Origin of the sequence: Methylobacterium sp. CCH7-A2, assembly GCF_001557075.1 — a bacterium.
GTDB classification, from domain to species: Bacteria; Pseudomonadota; Alphaproteobacteria; order Rhizobiales; family Beijerinckiaceae; genus Allobosea; species Allobosea massiliensis.
In genome coordinates, this window is sequence record NZ_LSKN01000039.1 from 40,948 (window position 1) to 56,856 (window position 15,909).

Annotated in this window: 17 protein-coding genes and 1 tRNA gene; 11 read left to right on the forward strand and 7 right to left on the reverse strand. The window is 67.9% G+C overall.

The features are described from left to right. Positions 1-101: 101 nt before the first annotated feature. The 4 genes from AX750_RS03595 to AX750_RS03610 form a co-directional block, all read right to left on the reverse strand. Complete coding sequence (locus AX750_RS03595; RefSeq protein ID WP_066717620.1) at positions 102-1,001, reverse strand: DUF533 domain-containing protein; 900 nt, start codon at positions 999-1,001, stop codon at positions 102-104. 121 nt (positions 1,002-1,122) lie between these two features. Next, positions 1,123-1,941, reverse strand: a complete 819-nt coding sequence (locus AX750_RS03600) for an AprI/Inh family metalloprotease inhibitor (RefSeq protein WP_156446426.1) — start codon at positions 1,939-1,941, stop codon at positions 1,123-1,125. Further along, entirely contained in the window at positions 1,926-2,897 is a 972-nt protein-coding gene (locus AX750_RS03605; RefSeq protein WP_066717626.1) for a 2-hydroxyacid dehydrogenase, read from the reverse strand. The genes AX750_RS03600 and AX750_RS03605 overlap by 16 nt, the downstream gene beginning before the upstream one ends. Before the next feature lie 179 nt (positions 2,898-3,076). Beyond that, entirely contained in the window at positions 3,077-3,838 is a 762-nt protein-coding gene (locus tag AX750_RS03610; RefSeq protein WP_066717629.1) for a FadR/GntR family transcriptional regulator, read from the reverse strand. A 239-nt stretch (positions 3,839-4,077) separates the two neighbouring features. On the opposite strand from AX750_RS03610, the gene ugpC reads away from it, so the two are divergent. The 5 genes from ugpC to AX750_RS03635 all read left to right on the forward strand — a co-directional run bounded on the left by ugpC (position 4,078) and on the right by AX750_RS03635 (position 9,630). Next, positions 4,078-5,136, forward strand: coding sequence for a sn-glycerol-3-phosphate ABC transporter ATP-binding protein UgpC (ugpC, locus tag AX750_RS03615; protein WP_066717632.1), 1,059 nt, complete (start codon positions 4,078-4,080; stop codon positions 5,134-5,136). Between the two features lie 111 nt (positions 5,137-5,247). Beyond that, complete coding sequence (locus AX750_RS03620) at positions 5,248-6,573, forward strand: ABC transporter substrate-binding protein (protein WP_066717634.1); 1,326 nt, start codon at positions 5,248-5,250, stop codon at positions 6,571-6,573. A gap of 146 nt (positions 6,574-6,719) precedes the next feature. Further along, on the forward strand, positions 6,720-7,667 hold the full coding sequence (locus AX750_RS03625) for a sugar ABC transporter permease (RefSeq protein WP_066717636.1): 948 nt from the start codon (positions 6,720-6,722) through the stop codon (positions 7,665-7,667). After that, on the forward strand, positions 7,660-8,568 hold the full coding sequence (locus AX750_RS03630; protein WP_066717638.1) for a carbohydrate ABC transporter permease: 909 nt from the start codon (positions 7,660-7,662) through the stop codon (positions 8,566-8,568). Before AX750_RS03625 ends, AX750_RS03630 begins: the two co-directional genes overlap by 8 nt. 168 nt (positions 8,569-8,736) lie before the next feature. Continuing rightward, positions 8,737-9,630, forward strand: a complete 894-nt coding sequence (locus tag AX750_RS03635) for an NAD(P)-dependent oxidoreductase (RefSeq protein WP_066717641.1) — start codon at positions 8,737-8,739, stop codon at positions 9,628-9,630. Positions 9,631-9,643: 13 nt separating this feature from the next. Here the strand turns inward: AX750_RS03635 and AX750_RS03640 are convergent, their stop codons facing one another. Beyond that, positions 9,644-10,720 (reverse strand): LacI family DNA-binding transcriptional regulator, encoded by a 1,077-nt coding sequence (locus AX750_RS03640; protein WP_066717644.1) that lies wholly within the window; start codon positions 10,718-10,720, stop codon positions 9,644-9,646. 103 nt (positions 10,721-10,823) lie between these two features. Here AX750_RS03640 and AX750_RS03645 point away from each other — a divergent pair, with 103 nt between their 5' ends. Next, the gene (locus AX750_RS03645; RefSeq protein ID WP_066717647.1) at positions 10,824-11,735 is read left to right on the forward strand and encodes an NAD(P)-dependent oxidoreductase; all 912 of its coding nucleotides are present in this window, start codon (positions 10,824-10,826) and stop codon (positions 11,733-11,735) included. 15 nt (positions 11,736-11,750) lie between these two features. On the opposite strand, the gene AX750_RS03650 is transcribed toward AX750_RS03645, so the two are convergent. Further along, entirely contained in the window at positions 11,751-12,512 is a 762-nt protein-coding gene (locus AX750_RS03650) for an aspartate/glutamate racemase family protein (protein WP_066717650.1), read from the reverse strand. A gap of 170 nt (positions 12,513-12,682) precedes the next feature. On the opposite strand from AX750_RS03650, the gene AX750_RS03655 reads away from it, so the two are divergent. The 3 genes from AX750_RS03655 to AX750_RS03660 all read left to right on the forward strand — a co-directional run bounded on the left by AX750_RS03655 (position 12,683) and on the right by AX750_RS03660 (position 14,157). After that, positions 12,683-13,744 carry a PHB depolymerase family esterase gene (locus AX750_RS03655; RefSeq protein ID WP_066717662.1) on the forward strand — a complete coding sequence of 354 codons (1,062 nt, stop codon included), beginning with the start codon at positions 12,683-12,685 and terminating at the stop codon, positions 13,742-13,744. A 64-nt stretch (positions 13,745-13,808) separates the two neighbouring features. Further along, on the forward strand, positions 13,809-13,985 hold the full coding sequence (locus tag AX750_RS25825) for a hypothetical protein (protein ID WP_156446427.1): 177 nt from the start codon (positions 13,809-13,811) through the stop codon (positions 13,983-13,985). Then, positions 13,975-14,157 carry a hypothetical protein gene (locus AX750_RS03660; RefSeq protein WP_066717653.1) on the forward strand — a complete coding sequence of 61 codons (183 nt, stop codon included), beginning with the start codon at positions 13,975-13,977 and terminating at the stop codon, positions 14,155-14,157. Before AX750_RS25825 ends, AX750_RS03660 begins: the two co-directional genes overlap by 11 nt. Positions 14,158-14,188: 31 nt before the next feature. Here AX750_RS03660 and AX750_RS03665 read toward each other — a convergent pair. Then, positions 14,189-14,273 (reverse strand) — tRNA-Leu (locus tag AX750_RS03665). 148 nt (positions 14,274-14,421) lie between these two features. Here AX750_RS03665 and AX750_RS03670 point away from each other — a divergent pair. Together AX750_RS03670 and AX750_RS03675 are read left to right on the forward strand one after the other, a co-directional pair. Further along, a complete protein-coding gene (locus AX750_RS03670; RefSeq protein ID WP_066717668.1) occupies positions 14,422-15,081 on the forward strand; it encodes a YqaA family protein in 660 nt (219 codons plus the stop codon). 11 nt (positions 15,082-15,092) lie between these two features. Next, the gene (locus AX750_RS03675; RefSeq protein ID WP_066717656.1) at positions 15,093-15,614 is read left to right on the forward strand and encodes a disulfide bond formation protein B; all 522 of its coding nucleotides are present in this window, start codon (positions 15,093-15,095) and stop codon (positions 15,612-15,614) included. Positions 15,615-15,909: the final 295 nt, after the last annotated feature.

Here is a 15,909-nt window from a genome sequence, read left to right on the forward strand (position 1 = left end):
CGGCGGACCGCGATTTGACGCGGATGCTTAACGGCGCCCTGACGGGGCAGCGCCGTTCTGCGGCGCCCCGTCAGGGCTCAGGCAGAACAGGCCGCCCCGTTTCAGGCCTTGGCGGCGCTGGCCGCGACGTCGATATTCGCGACAAGTTCGGCGTCGAGGCCGAGCGACGCGGCCAGGCCGGCGAGGAAGTCCTTCTCCTTCGGCGTGTCCGGATTGATGGCAATTCGCGCGGCCGTGTAGATCTGTGCCGCGACTTCGGGGCTCTGGGCGCCCTGGGCCAGCGCCTCGATCGAGGCCGGACTGGCCATCTCGCCCTCCAGCCATTCATTGGCTTCCTGATCGAACCCCGCCTCGCGAAGGCCGCCGAGAATGGCGGTGCGCTCCTCCGCGTCGATGGCGCCGTCGGCTGCGGCTGCGGCGATCATGGCCCGGATGAAGAGCAGTGCGGTGGCCTCGCTCGCGGCCTCCGGCTCAAAGCCGGTGCCGCGCGGCGGCGGCAGGAGCTCGGGATTGCCGACCTCGAGCAGCGGCTTGCCGGACTGGTAGTTCTGATAGGCCTTGTAGGCGAGGCCGCCGATCAGGGCCATGCCGCCGAGCCTGGCGGCGGAGCCGATCACCGCCCGGCCGCTGGAGGTGCCGAAGACGAGTGCGCCGAGGCCGCCGAGCACGGCGGTCGCCATCGCCGGGTTCTTGTCGAACATCGCCTTGGCCTGGGCCAGCACATCCTGCGCCGAGCGACCGCCCGTGACCTGGCCGACGACGTCGCCTGCCTTCTGCTGAACGCCGGTCTGGCGGGCGGCGTCCCCGACACCCTGGGAGGCCTGGGTCAGGATCTGCCCGGCCATCCCGGCGAGGCCACCGAGGCCACCGCCCTGCTGCACCTTGCCGGCCAACCCACCGAGAATCTGCCCGAGCGATCCGGTCTGGCCCTGGCCGCCGGGCTTGCCGGCCTGCGTGCCGGCGCTGACGAGGGCATCGAGAAGCGACTTGGCGTTGAACATCGGGCTCTCCTCCGGTCGGCGCCGGAGTTTCGGGCGCCCGCAGCGCATCTAGGAACGATGTCGCCCGATCGCCAGTGAGACCGTGCCGGAGTGCGGCATCGGTTCGCGGCCGCAAGCCATGTCAGGGCTGGAGGCGTCGCAGCATCAGCGGCGCGCCGACGGCCGGGTCCTTGCGCCACAGGCCGTCCTCGAAGACCAGATCGACGCTGTGGCCCTTGCGCGCGAGCAGACTCAACCGGCCGGCCTCATAGCGCCAGCCGGCAGGATCGAAAATCGTGATGCCGGTATCCGCACATTGCCCCTCGAAGCCCGCGGTCGCAGGACGCCCCTCGGCGGCAGGCGCGAGGCGAAGACGGCAGGCTTCGCGGCCCGGCTGCCGCATCAGCGCATAGAGGCCGGGCAGCGTGTCTGGCGCGGGCGCCCTGGCGGGATCGACGATGGTCGGGCGCTGGGCGGCCGTTGCCGCGGCTTCGGCGGGGCTCGGCGGAGACCGTGGCGCCGCGCGGGCGAAACCGGCAGCGTCGAGCGCGTAGTCCCTGCCATCGGAGCCGCGGCCCTGGCGGCGCGTGCTTGCGGCGGGGCCGAACCGGATGACAGGCTTGCCGCCGGCATCGCTCAGCGAAATCCCGCCATCGGGCGTCGGCGACCAAGCGGTGACGCCGTCGAGGATCGGCAGAGCGCGCCGGCAGGTGGCGGGAAAGCGGATCTGGCGCCCCAGTCCCGCGGCTTCCGCTCCCAGCGTGACCGTGCATTGGCGCGGGGCGCCGACCTGCTCGAGCGTCCAGGCGCCGAGCAGGGATGCGATGGCGGCCGGGGCCCGGTCCGCCCCGCGCGGCAGCGGCGGAGCCTGCGCCGCGGCGGCCTGGCCCCAGAGAGCCAGACCGACCAGGGCGAGCGCGCGTCGCAGCCCGCCGGCCAACCCGCTCAGCCCTTGGGCCAAGGCGTCTCGGCGACGGGCGTCAGCGGACCTTTGCCCTCGAACCAGGAGACGAGGTTGTCGACGACGAGCTGGCCCATCTGTTCACGGGTGTGGACCGAGGCCGAGCCGACATGCGGCAGAAGCACGACATGATCGATCGCGATCAGCTCGGCCGGTACGCGCGGCTCGTCCTCGAAGACATCGAGGCCGGCGGAAAGGATGGTCTTGTCGCGCAGCGCCGCGATCAGCGCCTGCTCGTCGACGACGGTGCCGCGGCCGACATTGATCAGGATGCCGTCGGGGCCCAGCGCCTTCAGCACCTCCGCATTGATGATGTGGTGGGTCGAGGCACCGCCGGGGGCGACCGAGATCAGCGTGTCGACATCGGCCGCCATCTCGACCAGCGAGGGGTAGTAGCGGTAGGCGACGTCCGCCTGGCGCGAGCGGCCATGGTAGACGACCGGCAGCCCGAACGCCTCGACGCGCTGCGCCACGGCCTTGCCGATTCGGCCGAGGCCGACGATGCCGACCTTACGCTTGCGCAGCGAGGTGGTCAGCGGATAGGGCGCCTTGAGCCACTTGCCCTCGCGCAGATACCGATCGACCTGCGGCAACTGGCGGACGGTTGCGATCAGCAGGCCGATGGCGAGATCGGCGACCTCATCGGTGAGAACGTCGGGCGTGTTCGACACGACCAGGCCGCGGCGACCGGCCTCGGCGGCATCGACATTGTCGTAGCCGACGCCGAAATTGGCGATCATCTCGAGCTTCGGCAGCGCGTCGAACAGCGCCCCGTCGATGCGGACATGGCCGCCGCCGGCGATGCCGCGGACCTTGTCCGCGACCTCGCGCAGGAAGGCCGCCTTGTCCTCGGCCTTCCAATATTCGTGCACAGTGAAGCGCGCCTTCAGCTGGTCGGCCGCATAGGCCATCATCGGGCCGGTCATCAGAATGTGGGTGGCGTCTGGCCGTGTCATGGGAGCGTTTCCAAAGGCTTCTGAGAGGAGGGGCGGCTTGATCGGGTCCGGGTGAATCGATTAAATGCGCTTCTCGGCGGTCGATGGGATGCCCGGTCGATCTTGTCCAGCCATGGGCCATTCCACCACGCCGGACCGACCCGCGGAAGTCGCGCGGACGCATTTATAATATGACTTAATCACGCGCTTTTCTGAATGGCGGCCGCTGAAAGAGGCGTCAGCATCGCCAGCGTGGTGTTCAAACTGTCGATCACCAGAGCCTTCATCCGGGCTGCCGCGAGTTCGCCGTCGCGCTGGACGATCGCATCCAGGACACGCTCGTGATCGACCAGCGAGGCGACGAAGAACTCGCGGTCGTCGATCGATTTCAGCAGCAGCGACCATTGCAGCGTGGCCGCGACGGCGCTGGAGAGGCACATCAGCGTGGCATTGTGGGAGGCCGCGAAGACCGCCTCGTGAAAGGCGAGGTCGGCCCGGATCGTGACGTCGTCATAGGGCTGATTCTCGGCCATGCCGCGATAGGCGGCCTCGATCCGCGCGATGTCGGCCGGGGTGCGCCGCTGCGCCGCCAGCCGCGCTGCCGCGGGCTCGGCGAAACGCCGCAACTCGAAGAGATCGCGGATGAATTTTTCGTTCGGGTCGGCTTCGAAATGCCAGGCCAGCACATCGGGATCGAGCAGATTCCAGCTCTCGCGCGGTGCGGCGCGCGTGCCGCTCTTGGGCCGCGCCTCGACCAGCCCCTTGGCCGTGAGCACCTTCACCGCCTCGCGATAGGCGGTGCGCGAGACCGAGATGTCGCCCCGCAGATCGTCCTCGTCGGGCAGCACTTCGCCGGCCTTGACGGCCCCTGTGATGATGGCGACGGCAAGCTTCTGCGCGACCTGACCGAAGAGTCGGTCCGGGTTGAGCGTGGTCGGCCGCGAATAGTCGCGCACCCTCATCGTCAGGCTTCTCCTCCTCCCCCGGGTCCGGCGCTTGACACGCCTGCATGTATGGTATGACTTTATCGCAGATGAAGGCCGGTGCAAGCGACCGTTCCTCTCCGGAACGGGGTGGTGCTTAGCCGACCGCAACCTTCATCGATCGGTCGCAACAGGCCGATAGACGATGCGGCCCGGACCCCGCCCGACAGGGTGGATCACCGGGTCCACGGGGAAACGACGACGAGGAGACAGGCCCGATGGCCTCAGTGCAGATTGCCGACGTGCGCAAGGCGTATGGCGCCACCCAGGTGATTCACGGTGTCGACATCGACATCGAGGACGGCGAGTTCGTCATCCTGGTGGGCCCGTCGGGCTGCGGCAAGTCCACCCTCCTGCGCATGATCGCGGGACTCGAGAACATTTCGGGCGGGGAGATCCGCATCGGTCCGCGCGTCGTCAACGACGTGCCGCCGAAAGAGCGCGACATCGCGATGGTGTTCCAGAACTACGCGCTCTATCCGCACATGACGGTGGCCGACAACATGGCCTTCTCGATGAAGCTGCGGAAGGCTCCGAAGGAGGAGATCGCCGACCGCGTCGGCAAGGCGGCCGCCATCCTCGGACTCGAAAAGCTGCTCGACCGCTATCCGCGCCAGCTCTCCGGCGGCCAGCGCCAGCGCGTCGCCATGGGTCGCGCCATCGTGCGCGATCCGCAGGTCTTCCTGTTCGACGAGCCGCTCTCCAATCTCGATGCCAAGCTGCGCGTGCAGATGCGCACCGAGATCAAGGAGCTGCACCAGCGCCTGCGGACGACCACGGTGTACGTTACGCACGACCAGATCGAGGCCATGACCATGGCCGACAAGATCGTCGTGATGCATGACGGCATCGTCGAGCAGATCGGTGCCCCTCTCGATCTCTACGACCGACCCGCCAATCTCTTCGTCGCGGCCTTCATCGGCTCGCCCTCGATGAATCTGCTCAACGGCAAGATCACACCGGCCGGGTTCGAGACGGAGGGCGGCGTCGTCTGGCCGATCGGCACGCATCCGCCGGGTTCCGACGGCAAGGCGGCGGTTCTCGGCATCCGGCCCGAGCATATCCAGCTCGACGAGAACGGCCTCAAGGCCGAGGTCGTCGTGGTCGAGCCGATGGGGTCGGAGACCCAGGTCGTCGTCCGCTGCGGCGGGCAGAGCCTCACCTGCGTGTTCCGCGAACGCATCACCGCCAAGCCGGGCGAGCTGATCGGGATCACGCCCGACATCAATGTCACGCATCTCTTCGACGCCGGCACGGGGAAGAGCCTGGCTGCGTGACGGGATCATTCGGGCTCACGGGGGATAAACCCCCGGGGCACGATGTAGCGCAGGGCCGCATGGGGCGTTCCAGACCCCGGGCCGAACAACCGAGTCCATGGGAGGACGCTGATGACCAAACCGACACGACGTTCCGCATTGAAGGGTCTCGCCGGCGTGGCGGGTGCTGGCGCCCTCGTCGGCTCCGGCATGACCGAATGGGCCAAGGCCTGGGCTCAGGCTTCGCCCTTCAAGCCCGAGGCGGGCGCGGCCCTCAACCTGATGCGCTGGCGCCGCTTCGTCGTCGCCGAGGACGAGCAGTTCAACAAGATCGTCGCGGCCTTTACTGCGGCCACGGGCGTGCGCGTCACCGTCACCTCCGAATCCTTCGACGATATGCAGCCGAAGGCCTCCGTCGCGGCCAATACCGGCACCGGCCCGGACATCTTCTGGTCGCTCTATTCGACGCCGCATCTCTTCCCGAACCGCTGCGTCGACGTCAGCGACGTCGCCGACTATCTCGGCAAGAAGTATGGCGGCTGGGTGCCGGTGGCCGAGGCCTATGGCAAGCTCGGCAACAAGTGGATCGCGATCCCCGCCGCGATCAACGGCGGCTACATCAACTACCGGGTCTCGCAGATCAAGGCGGCGGGCTTCAACGAAGTGCCGAAGGATACGGCGGGCTTCCTAGAGCTCTGCAAGGCGCTGAAGGCCAAGAACACGCCGGCCGGCTTCCCGCTCGGGCGCGCCACCGGTGACGGCAACTCCTATGCCTACTGGCTGCTGTGGTCCCACAACGCCGCGCAGGTCGATGAGAACAGCAAGGTGATCATCCGCTCGCCGGAGACGGAAGCGGCGCTCAACTACGCGAAGTCGCTCTACGACACCTTTATCCAGGGCACGGCTGCCTGGAACGACGCCTCCAACAACCGTCTGTTCCTCTCGGGCGAACTGGCGCTGACCGCCAACGGCATCTCGATCTATGCCGCGGCCAATGCGTCCAACGATCCGAAGCAGAAGGAGATCGCGGCGGATATGGATCATGCCTACTGGCCGATCGGCCCGGCGGGCCGGCCGACCGAGATCCAGCTCTGCTTCCCGATGATGGCGATGACCTACTCGAAGTTCCCGAACGCCTGCAAAGCGTTCATGGCCTTCATGCTGGAAGCCGAGCAGTTCAACCCGTGGCTGGAGGCTGCCGCCGGCTACCTCACGCACACGCTGAACGCCTTCGACAACAACCCGGTCTGGACGAAGGACCCGAAGAACACGGTGTTCCGCGACGCCTCCAAGCGCAGCCTCGTCGCCGGTTATCGCGGCAAGCTCGACGAGAAGGCGGCGACGGCGATGGCCGACTTCATCGTCGTCGACATGTTCGCAAGCTTCTGTACCGGCCGCGAGACTGCCGCCGGCGCGATGCAACTCGCCGAACGGCAGCTGCAGCGCATTTATCGCTGACGAACCCCATCCGGCCGGCGTCGTCGCCGGCCGGAGCGCCCTAAGGGCGCCGGGGACCGACGTTCATCAACATCTGCGGGCCTCCTCCCCGGCGACGGTCGCGTCACCGGGGAGGGTGGCACCCCTTTATCGAGGAAGCGCTCGCGATGGCTGCAGGCTCGTTCGCCGCTCCGCCGGAGACCACCGCCTGGTCGCGGCTGATGGTCAACCGCAACTGGCTGGGCTTCTGGTTCATGGTTCCGACCATGATCTTCCTGTTGCTGTTCCTGGCCTGGCCGCTCGTGCTCGGCATGTGGATGAGCATGACCGACATGCGCATCGGCCGCGGCGGCGTGTTCATCGGGCTCGAGAACTACCAGTTCCTGCTCGACGACCGGGATTTCATCAACGCGACCGTCTTTACCCTCGTCTACACGGCGGTGGCGTCGGTGGTGAAGTTCGCGGTCGGCCTGTATCTGGCGATCCTGCTGAACAACCACATGCCGTTCAAGGCGTTCATCCGCGCCATCGTGCTGATCCCCTTCATCGTGCCGACCGTGCTGTCGGCGGTGGCGTTCTGGTGGATCTTCGACACGCAGTTCTCGATCTTCACCTGGCTGCTGCAGAAGGCGGGCATCCTCGACAAGGGGCAGTACATCAACTGGCTCGGCGACCCCTTCCTGGCGCAGTGCAGCGTGATCTTCGCCAATATCTGGCGTGGCATTCCCTTTATCGCGATCACGCTCCTGGCCGGCCTGCAGACCGTGTCGCCCTCGCTTTACGAGGCCGCGACCCTCGACGGCGCCTCGGGCTGGCAGCGCTTCCGCTTCGTCACCTATCCGCTGCTGACGCCGATCATCGCGGTGGTGATGACCTTCTCGGTGCTGTTCACCTTCACCGATTTCCAGCTGATCTGGGCCATGACCCGCGGCGGCCCGGTCAATGCAACGCAGCTGATGGCGACGCTGTCCTATCAGCGCGGCATCCTGGGCGGGCGGCTCGGCGAGGGGGCGGCGATCGCCACCGCCATGGTGCCGTTCCTTCTGGCCGCGATCATGGTGAGCTGGTTCGGCCTTCAGCGCCGCAAGTGGCAGCAGGGAGAGAGCAATGACTGACGCCGCCCTGAAATCCGGCACCACCCCGGGGACGCTGTCCGACCATCGCGAGGGCATGGCCTATCTCGAGACGCTGCCGCGGAAGCTGGTGACCGTCTACATGCCGCTCGCGATCATCCTCTTCGTGCTGCTGTTCCCGTTCTACTGGATGGTGATCACCTCGATCAAACCGGACTCGCAGCTGCTCGACCTCGACAACAGCAATCCGCTCTGGGTCAGCCAGCCGACCTTCCAGCACATCTACAAGCTGCTCTTCGACAGCGCCTATCCGCGCTGGCTGCTGACGACGATGACGGTCGCCACCGCCGCCACCTTCCTGTCGATCTTCGCGAGCGTGCTTTCGGCCTATGCGATCACCCGCATTCGCTACAAAGGCGCGGCGACGGTCGGCGGGCTGATCTTCCTCGCCTATCTCGTGCCGCCCTCGATCCTGTTCATCCCGCTCTCGGCGGTGATCCACGCCTATGGGCTGTTCGACACGCCGTTTGCGCTGATCCTGACCTATCCGACGATCCTGATCCCGTTCTGCACCTGGCTGCTGATGGGCTATTTCAAGACCATTCCCTATGAGCTGGAGGAATGCGCCCTGATGGATGGGGCGAGCCGCTGGCAGATCCTCGTCAAGATCGTGCTGCCGCTGGCGATCCCCGGGCTGATCTCGGCCTTCATCTTCGCCTTCACCCTGTGCTGGAACGAGTTCATCTACGCGCTGACCTTCATTTCCTCGGACCACAACAAGACGGTGCCGGTGGCGATCATCTCCAACTTTGTCGACGGCGACATCTTCCGCTGGGGCTCGCTGATGGCGGGTGCGCTGATCGGCTCGCTGCCGCTGGTGATCCTCTACGCCTTCTTCGTCGAGCATTACGTGTCGGCGATGACGGGAGCGGTGAAGGAGTAAGGTCCCCGCGGCGCGGGTGGTTCCCGCCTGCGCCGCCATGCGGAGCGCGACGGTGAGACCGCACGGATCGGCGCTCGCCTCGCGGGGCGCGATCGTCCAGTCTCGCGACCTGACCCTGGACGGCGCCTGAAGGCGCCGGGGGACGTCAACAGAGGACCTGATCACAAGATGCCGACCTCCATCGCCTTCGTCGGGCTCGGCGCCATGGGCGCGCCGATGGCCGAGAACCTCGTCAAGCGTCAGTTCCGTGTCACCGGATTCGACATGCGTGAGAGTGCGCGCGAGGCGCTGGTCGCCGCCGGCGGCCACGCGGCGGAGAGCGCCGCGGCTGCGGCTGCGGGTGCCGAGGCGCTGGTGCTGATAGTGGTCAACGCCGCCCAGGCGCGCGTCGTGCTGTTCGAGGGCGGGGCGCTAGAGGCGCTTGCGCCCGGCGCCGTCGTCATCCTGATGGCGACCTGCCCGCCCGGCGAGGTCGAGGCGATCGCGACGCAGGTCACGGCGAGCGGTCGGCGCTTCGTCGATGCGCCGGTTTCGGGCGGCGTCGTCGGAGCGCGGGCCGCGACACTGTCGATCATGGTCGGCGCGCCCGATGCCAGCTTCGCCGTGGCGAAGCCGATTCTCGATGCGATGGGCGACAAGGTCTTCCATGTCGGCCAGTCCGCGGGGCAGGGCGCGACGGTGAAGACGGTCAACCAGTTGCTCTGCGGCGTGCACATCGCGGTCGCTGCCGAGGCGCTGTCGCTCGCCGAGAAGGCCGGCATCGACGGGCGCGTGCTGTTCGAGATCATGGGGGGGTCTGCCGCCTCCTCCTGGATGCTGAAGGATCGCGGACCGCGCATGCACGAGGCCGAGCCGACGGTTTCCAGCGCCGTCGACATCTTCGTCAAGGACCTGTCGATCGTGCTCGATGCCGGCCGGGCGGCGCGCACAGCGCTGCCGCTGGCGGCCGCAGCACACCAGATGTTCCTGGCAGCGTCGGGGCTCGGCCATGGCGGCCGCGACGATTCGCAGGTGGTGCGGGCCTATCGCGCGCTCAACGCCAAGCCGGCAAACGATGCCTGAGCCGCCGCCTGCGTCAGCCGCGGGGCGTCGTCGTCGTGCCGCGGATGACGAGCGCCGGCGTCAACAGATGGCGCCGGGGCGGGGCGTCCGGATCCGCGATGCGGCTGATCAGGAACTCCGCCGAGGTGCGGCCCATCCCGTCCTGGAAGTTCCGGATCGTGGTCAGGGCAGGGTACCACTGCGCCGCCTCCTGCACGTCGTCGCAGCCAATGATCGAGAAGTCGATGCCGGCCTCTCGGCCGCGATGGCGCAGGCCGAGCATCGCGCCGAAGGCGGCGAGGTCGTTCATGCAGACGGCGGCTGTCGGCGGATCGGCCGCGTCGAGCACCGCGTGCATGCCCTTCAAGCCGTTCTCCCGCGTGCCGTAGCCGGAATAGACCAACGCCGGATCGAGCGTCAGACCATGGCGCGCCAGGGCCTCGCAATAGCCGCGATAGCGATTGCGCCCGGTCGAGATGCGCTCATTGGCGCAGATGAAGGCAATACGGCGATGGCCGAGGCCGATCAGATGCTCCATCGCGAGCGTGGTGCCATGGCGGTCGTCCGAGCCGACGAAGTCCAATGCGGGCGTGATCTCGCGGGACAATTGCACGATCGGCACGCCGGCGGCGGCGAGATGGGCGAAGGTCTCGGCGGTCGAGCCGCCCGCGGCGCAGAGGATCATGCCATCCGGCCGGTATTCCTTCAGCGTGGTCAGCACCCGGTCCTGGCGCTCGAGATCCTCGCCATAGGTGCCGAGCAGGATCGAGCGGCCATGGGCCGTGGTGGTCTCTTCGATGGCGGCGAGGAGTTCGGCGAAATAGGGGTTGGTGATGTCGTGAAAGCCGACGCCGAGGATGTTGGTGCGGTCGGTGCGGAGCGACGCGGCGCTGCGGTTGTAGCTGTAGCCCATGTCGCGGGCCATCTGCTGGACGCGGCCACGCGTTGCCTCAGCCACCAGTGGCGACCCGCGCAGAGCGAGCGACACCGTCGCGGTCGAGACCGCCAGCCGGTCCGCGATGATCTGCAGCGTGACGCGGCTGCGAGGGCCCGCAGCGGCCGCCGGCGGCTTGAGGGATTGCCCTGCCCCGCTGGGCCCGCTGTTGGTCATGACGCTCTTCTCCGGCGTCGGAAACACGAGCTTGCGACCGGTTCGGGGTCGGGCGTTCCGTCACGTCGATCCGTCATTCTCATATAAACTGGAGAAATTGAAGATGAGTGCAACCAAAGAATCAGTCGGCTTCATCGGCGTCGGGTTGATGGGGCAGGGCATGGCCCAGAGCCTTCTCAACAAGGGCTTTCCCCTCACCGTCATGGGGCATCGCAACCGCAAGCCGGTCGAGACACTCGTGGCCGGCGGCGCCAGGGAAGCCAAGACCCCTCGGGAGCTCGCCCAGAACGCCACCATCATCTTCCTGTGCGTGACGGGTTCGGCGCAGGTCGAGGCCGTGGTGAACGGGCCGGACGGTATCGTCGCAGGTGCCGCACCGGGCACGGTCGTCGTCGACTGCTCGACCTCCGACCCGACGGTGACAGTGCGGATCGCTGCGGAACTCGAGGCCAAGGGCCTGCATCTGGCCGATGCGCCGCTCGGCGGGACGCCGGCCCAGGCCGCGCTCGGTCAGCTCTCGGCGATGGTCGGGACGACGCCTGAGGTGTTCGCGCGGATCAAGCCGGCGATCGAGGCCTGGGCGGCGAAGGTGGTGCATCTCGGCCCGGTCGGCGATGGCCACAAGATGAAGCTTCTGAACAACTTCCTCTCGATGGGCTATGCGGCGATCTATGCCGAGGCGCTGACGCTGGCCTCGAAGATCGGCATCACGCCGCAGACCTTCGACAGCGTTCTGCGCGGCAGCCGGATGGATTGCGGCTTCTACCAGACCTTCATGCAATATGTGCTGGAGCGGGACCGCGACGCGCACAAATTCACGCTCGTCAACGCGCTGAAGGATGTGCGCTATCTAGAGAGCGTGGCGAACGCAGCAGGCGTGCCGAACCCGATCGGCAATGCCGTCAAGAACAGCTTCGCCCGTGCGGTCGCCGCGGGGAAGAGCGACGATTACGTGCCGATGCTGTCGGACTTCATCGCCGCCGAGAACGGCGTGTCGCTCGGCCGGAAGGGCTGAGGCCGCCCGCCCGGTTCAGGGGCGACCGGCCAGCGACGGCGCGGCGAGACGGGCCGCGAGGCTCTCGCCGAGGCCGATGCTGGCGATCCCCGCGGGAAAGGCGAGGTCGCCCTGCGGCGGCTTGGGCGGCCGTGTCGTCAGGGCGGCGAGCACGGCCGAAAGCCCGGCCTCGACCGAGCAGATCACCTCGACCTCGACCCGCGGGCGGATCCGCGCCGCGAGCCCGGCGAGACCGGCTCCGCCGAGAATGACGGTGGCCGCGCCGGTTCGCGCGGCCACGTCCCTGCAGGCCTGAGCGAGCAGCTCGACCGCACCGTCCGGATCGCGCGCGATCTCGGCACCCGTCGGGGCGACGGTCTCGATGCCGGCGAGCCGATCTCCCAACCCGAGCGTGCCGACGAATTCCTGCAGCATCGGGCCCCAGCGTTCGCCCCCTGTGACGATGGCGAAGCGCCCGGACCGCGCCGCGGCTTCGAGGCAGCTGGCCTCGGCCATGCCGATCACCGGCACAGAGGCGAGCTCCTTCAGGGCCAGCAGCCCGGGGTCGCCGAAACAGGCGAGATAGACCGCGTCGCAATCGCCGCCATGTTCGGCGAAGGCATCGAGCGCGGCATGTCCGGCAATCGCGGCGGCGCTGCGGCTGGCGATGTAGCGCGCCCCGAAGCGGCCAGTGACGGGCTTCAGCGTCACGCCCGGCGGCAGTTGCGGCTCGAGCAGGCGCGCCATCAGCGCCGTCACCTCGGCGGTGGTGTTGGGATTGATCAGAAGGATGCGCAAGGCGGGTCGTTGTCCGGTGGCCACCGCTTCACTCTCCGCGATCGGCCAATGCGCGGCAATCCCGCGGGCGCATCGCTGACCGGGTATGTTGCAACGCAACATAAACCGCTATGGTCGCGTTGAGGATCAGGGCCGTCGTCATGTCGTCGCGGCCGGCGCAGGAGCGCATCATGCCCCGACTGTCCGACACCATTGCCCGCCTCGCCGCCACGCGCGGTCCGGGACCCGGCGCTGCGCAGCCATCCCGTCTGATCGAATGGGCCGGGTTCGGCGCCAACCGGGGTGCGCTACGGGCCTATCGCTACCGGCCCGAGGGGCTGAAACCCGGAGCGCCGCTGGTGGTCGTGCTGCATGGCTGCACGCAGAGCGCCGCCGCCTATGATCTCGGCTCCGGCTGGTCGCGGCTGGCGGACCGGCATGGGTTCGCGCTGCTCTTTCCCGAGCAGCAGCGCAGCAACAACGCCAATCTCTGTTTCAACTGGTTCGAGCTCGGCGACATCCGCCGCGATGCGGGGGAGGCATCGTCCATTGCCGAGATGATCGCCGGCACGCTCACCGGCTACGGTCTCGATCGCCGCCGCGTCTTCGTCACCGGCCTGTCCGCGGGCGGGGCGATGGCTGCGGTCATGCTGGCGACCTATCCGGAGTTCTTCGCCGGCGGCGCGGTGATCGCCGGGCTGCCTTATGGCAGCGCTTCCACCGTGCCGGAAGCGCTGGAGCGAATGCGTGGTCAGGGTCTTCCCGGTGAGGACGCGCTGCTGCGGGCTGTGCGGGCGGCCTCGCCCCATGGCGGCCCCTGGCCCCGGCTCTCGGTCTGGCATGGCCAGCAGGATCATGTCGTGGTGCCGGCCGCGGGCGAGGCCGTCCTGTCGCAATGGCGTGGGCTGCACGGCCTGGCCGAGGGCCCATCCGAGATCCTGTCCATCGGACCGCATCGCCGCCGGGTCTGGCGTGACGGGGGCGGCGTCGCCCGGATCGAGGCCTTCGCCCTTGCCGGGATGGGTCATGGCACACCGATCGATGCCGGCGACGGGATCGGCGTGCCGGGGCCGCATATGCTGCAGGCAGGCATTTCCTCGACGCGCCACATCGCGGCCTTCTGGGGCATCGGTGATCCCGTCTCAGGCACTGCGACGCGACCGGGCCCGGAGCGGTCGGCGGCGGGCGAGGCCGCTGCGGGGCCCGGTCGGATCATCGAGGAGGCGCTGCGGGCGGCCGGGCTGATGCGCTGAGCCGGGGGGCGGGAACGATCCTGTCCAAGAACGGTTTTCAGGAGACCAAAGGCGGACGGACACCATGACCATCGAGACCAGCGACGACTGCGATGCCGCACTTGCCCGGCTCGCCGCTCTGGGCAACGCTCCGACCGAGGGGGCCGCACAGGACGAGTTCCTCGCGATCAGCGCGGCGATGCTCGCCTATGAGACCCGCAACCACCCCGCCTTCAGCCAGGGAGGTCAGGATGATCCTTGAACGCAAGGCGATCGTGCGCTGCGCCGATGATTATGAGCGCGCCCTCGAACGGGTCGAGGAACTGGGCCACCCGGCACCCGGAACACCGGAGGAGGCCGAACTGATCGGCCTCGTCGAGGCGATCGAGAAATGGGAAGCCCGCCACGAGGATGATTCCGAGGGTTGGGGCTGACTGGACTGCCGGACCGAGCCCAACACTCGAATGGTGCCCCTGGCCGGGATCGAACCAGCACTCCTTGCGGAACTCGATTTTGAGTCGAGCGCGTCTACCAATTCCGCCACAGGGGCCCCTTGCGGGCGGGGCGGACTATAGCGATCGACCGCCGCCGGTCAATCGGACGGGCAACGCCGAAAACCCCTCTGTCCGGATGGACGCGGGCCCAGCCGAGGTCTAGACGGCATGGCCAGCCCGCGTGCCGATCCCGGAATGTCGTTCATGTCCAGCCCTGCTTCCGCTCCCGCCGGCGAAACCGCGCGCGGCGGCCCCATCGGGCGGCTTTATGCCTGGACGATGTCGCTGGCGGCGCGGCCGCGGGCCGAAATCTGGCTTGCCGTCGTCGCCTTCGTCGAAAGCTCGGTCTTCCTGATTCCGGCCGATGTGCTGTTCGTGCCCATGGCGATGGCGCGGCCGTTGCGGGCCTATCGGCTGGCGCTGATCGCGACCGTGTTCTCGACGCTGGGCGGCATCGCCGGCTATGCACTCGGCTATTATGTCTTCGAGGCGGTGGCGCGGCCGGTATTGGCCTTCTACGGCAAGCTCGCCGCGTTCGAGAGCCTGCGCGCCTGCGCCGGGCCCGATACCACGCTGATCCTGCTGGCGACCTCGGGGCTGGCGCATCTGCCGCCGATCAAGGTCGTCACCATCCTGGCCGGTGCCGTCCAGATCGGACTCGGCTTCTTTGTGGTCTCCTGCGTGCTGGCGCGTGGGCTGCGCTTCTTCGCGCTGGCCTTCCTGCTGCGACGCTACGGCCCGGCGATCCGCCATTTCATCGAGCGTCGGCTGAAAGTGATGGCCGTACTGGCTGCCGGCGCGGCGATCCTGCTGTATTTCGGCCTCAAGCTTGTCGCAGGGTCCGGCCAGCTTCTGTCCTGCTGAGGGCCTCGGCCATGACGTCCATCCCGCTGAATCGGCAGCGCTCTGCGCTGGGCCCTTCCCGCGTCATCGCCCTGGTCGGATTGGGCTGCCTTGCGCTGATCGCTGGCGCCTGGTTCTTCGAGATCGTGGTGGGCCTCAGGCCCTGCAAGCTCTGCCTCGAGCAGCGCCTGCCGCATTATGCGGCGATGGGGCTGGCGGCCGCCGGGCTGGTGCTGGCGCGCTCGCCGCGGCTGCAATGGCTCGTGCTGCTCGCGCTCGCGGGGCTGATGGTCTGGAGCACCGGCCTCGGCGTGTATCATGCCGGCGTCGAATGGGGCTGGTTCGCCGGTCCCAATGATTGCGGCGGGGCGGCTGCGCCGGCGGCTGCGGGCGTGCAGGATTTCATGAAGCAGCTTCAGACCACGCGGGTGGTCGCCTGCACGGAAGCCGCGTGGCGCTGGCTCGGGCTGTCGCTGGCGGGCTGGAACGCGATCACTTCGCTGGGCCTGCTGGGACTGGCTCTGCTCGGGCTGAGGGGCACGACGCGCGGCTGAGACGAGGCGCGCGTGTGCCGCACCCCATAAGGGAACCATCGTCGACCGGCTAAGTCATTGATTTTCGGTCACGGCTTTATCTCAAAAGAGGGTCGCGTTGCACCCCAAAACAGAGATTGATCTAGCACTTTGCACCCCATAATTTGAAAGAGTTGTCGATGAGGGCTAGCGCGCTAGAGCGGAACCCGACCTGATTGAATCGGGAGGGATTCCCTAATCAAGGGTGAAGTGATTCACACGGTCTGCCGGATGGAGGCCGGCAGGCATGTCGAGAGCGCTGTCGGTCGATCTTCGG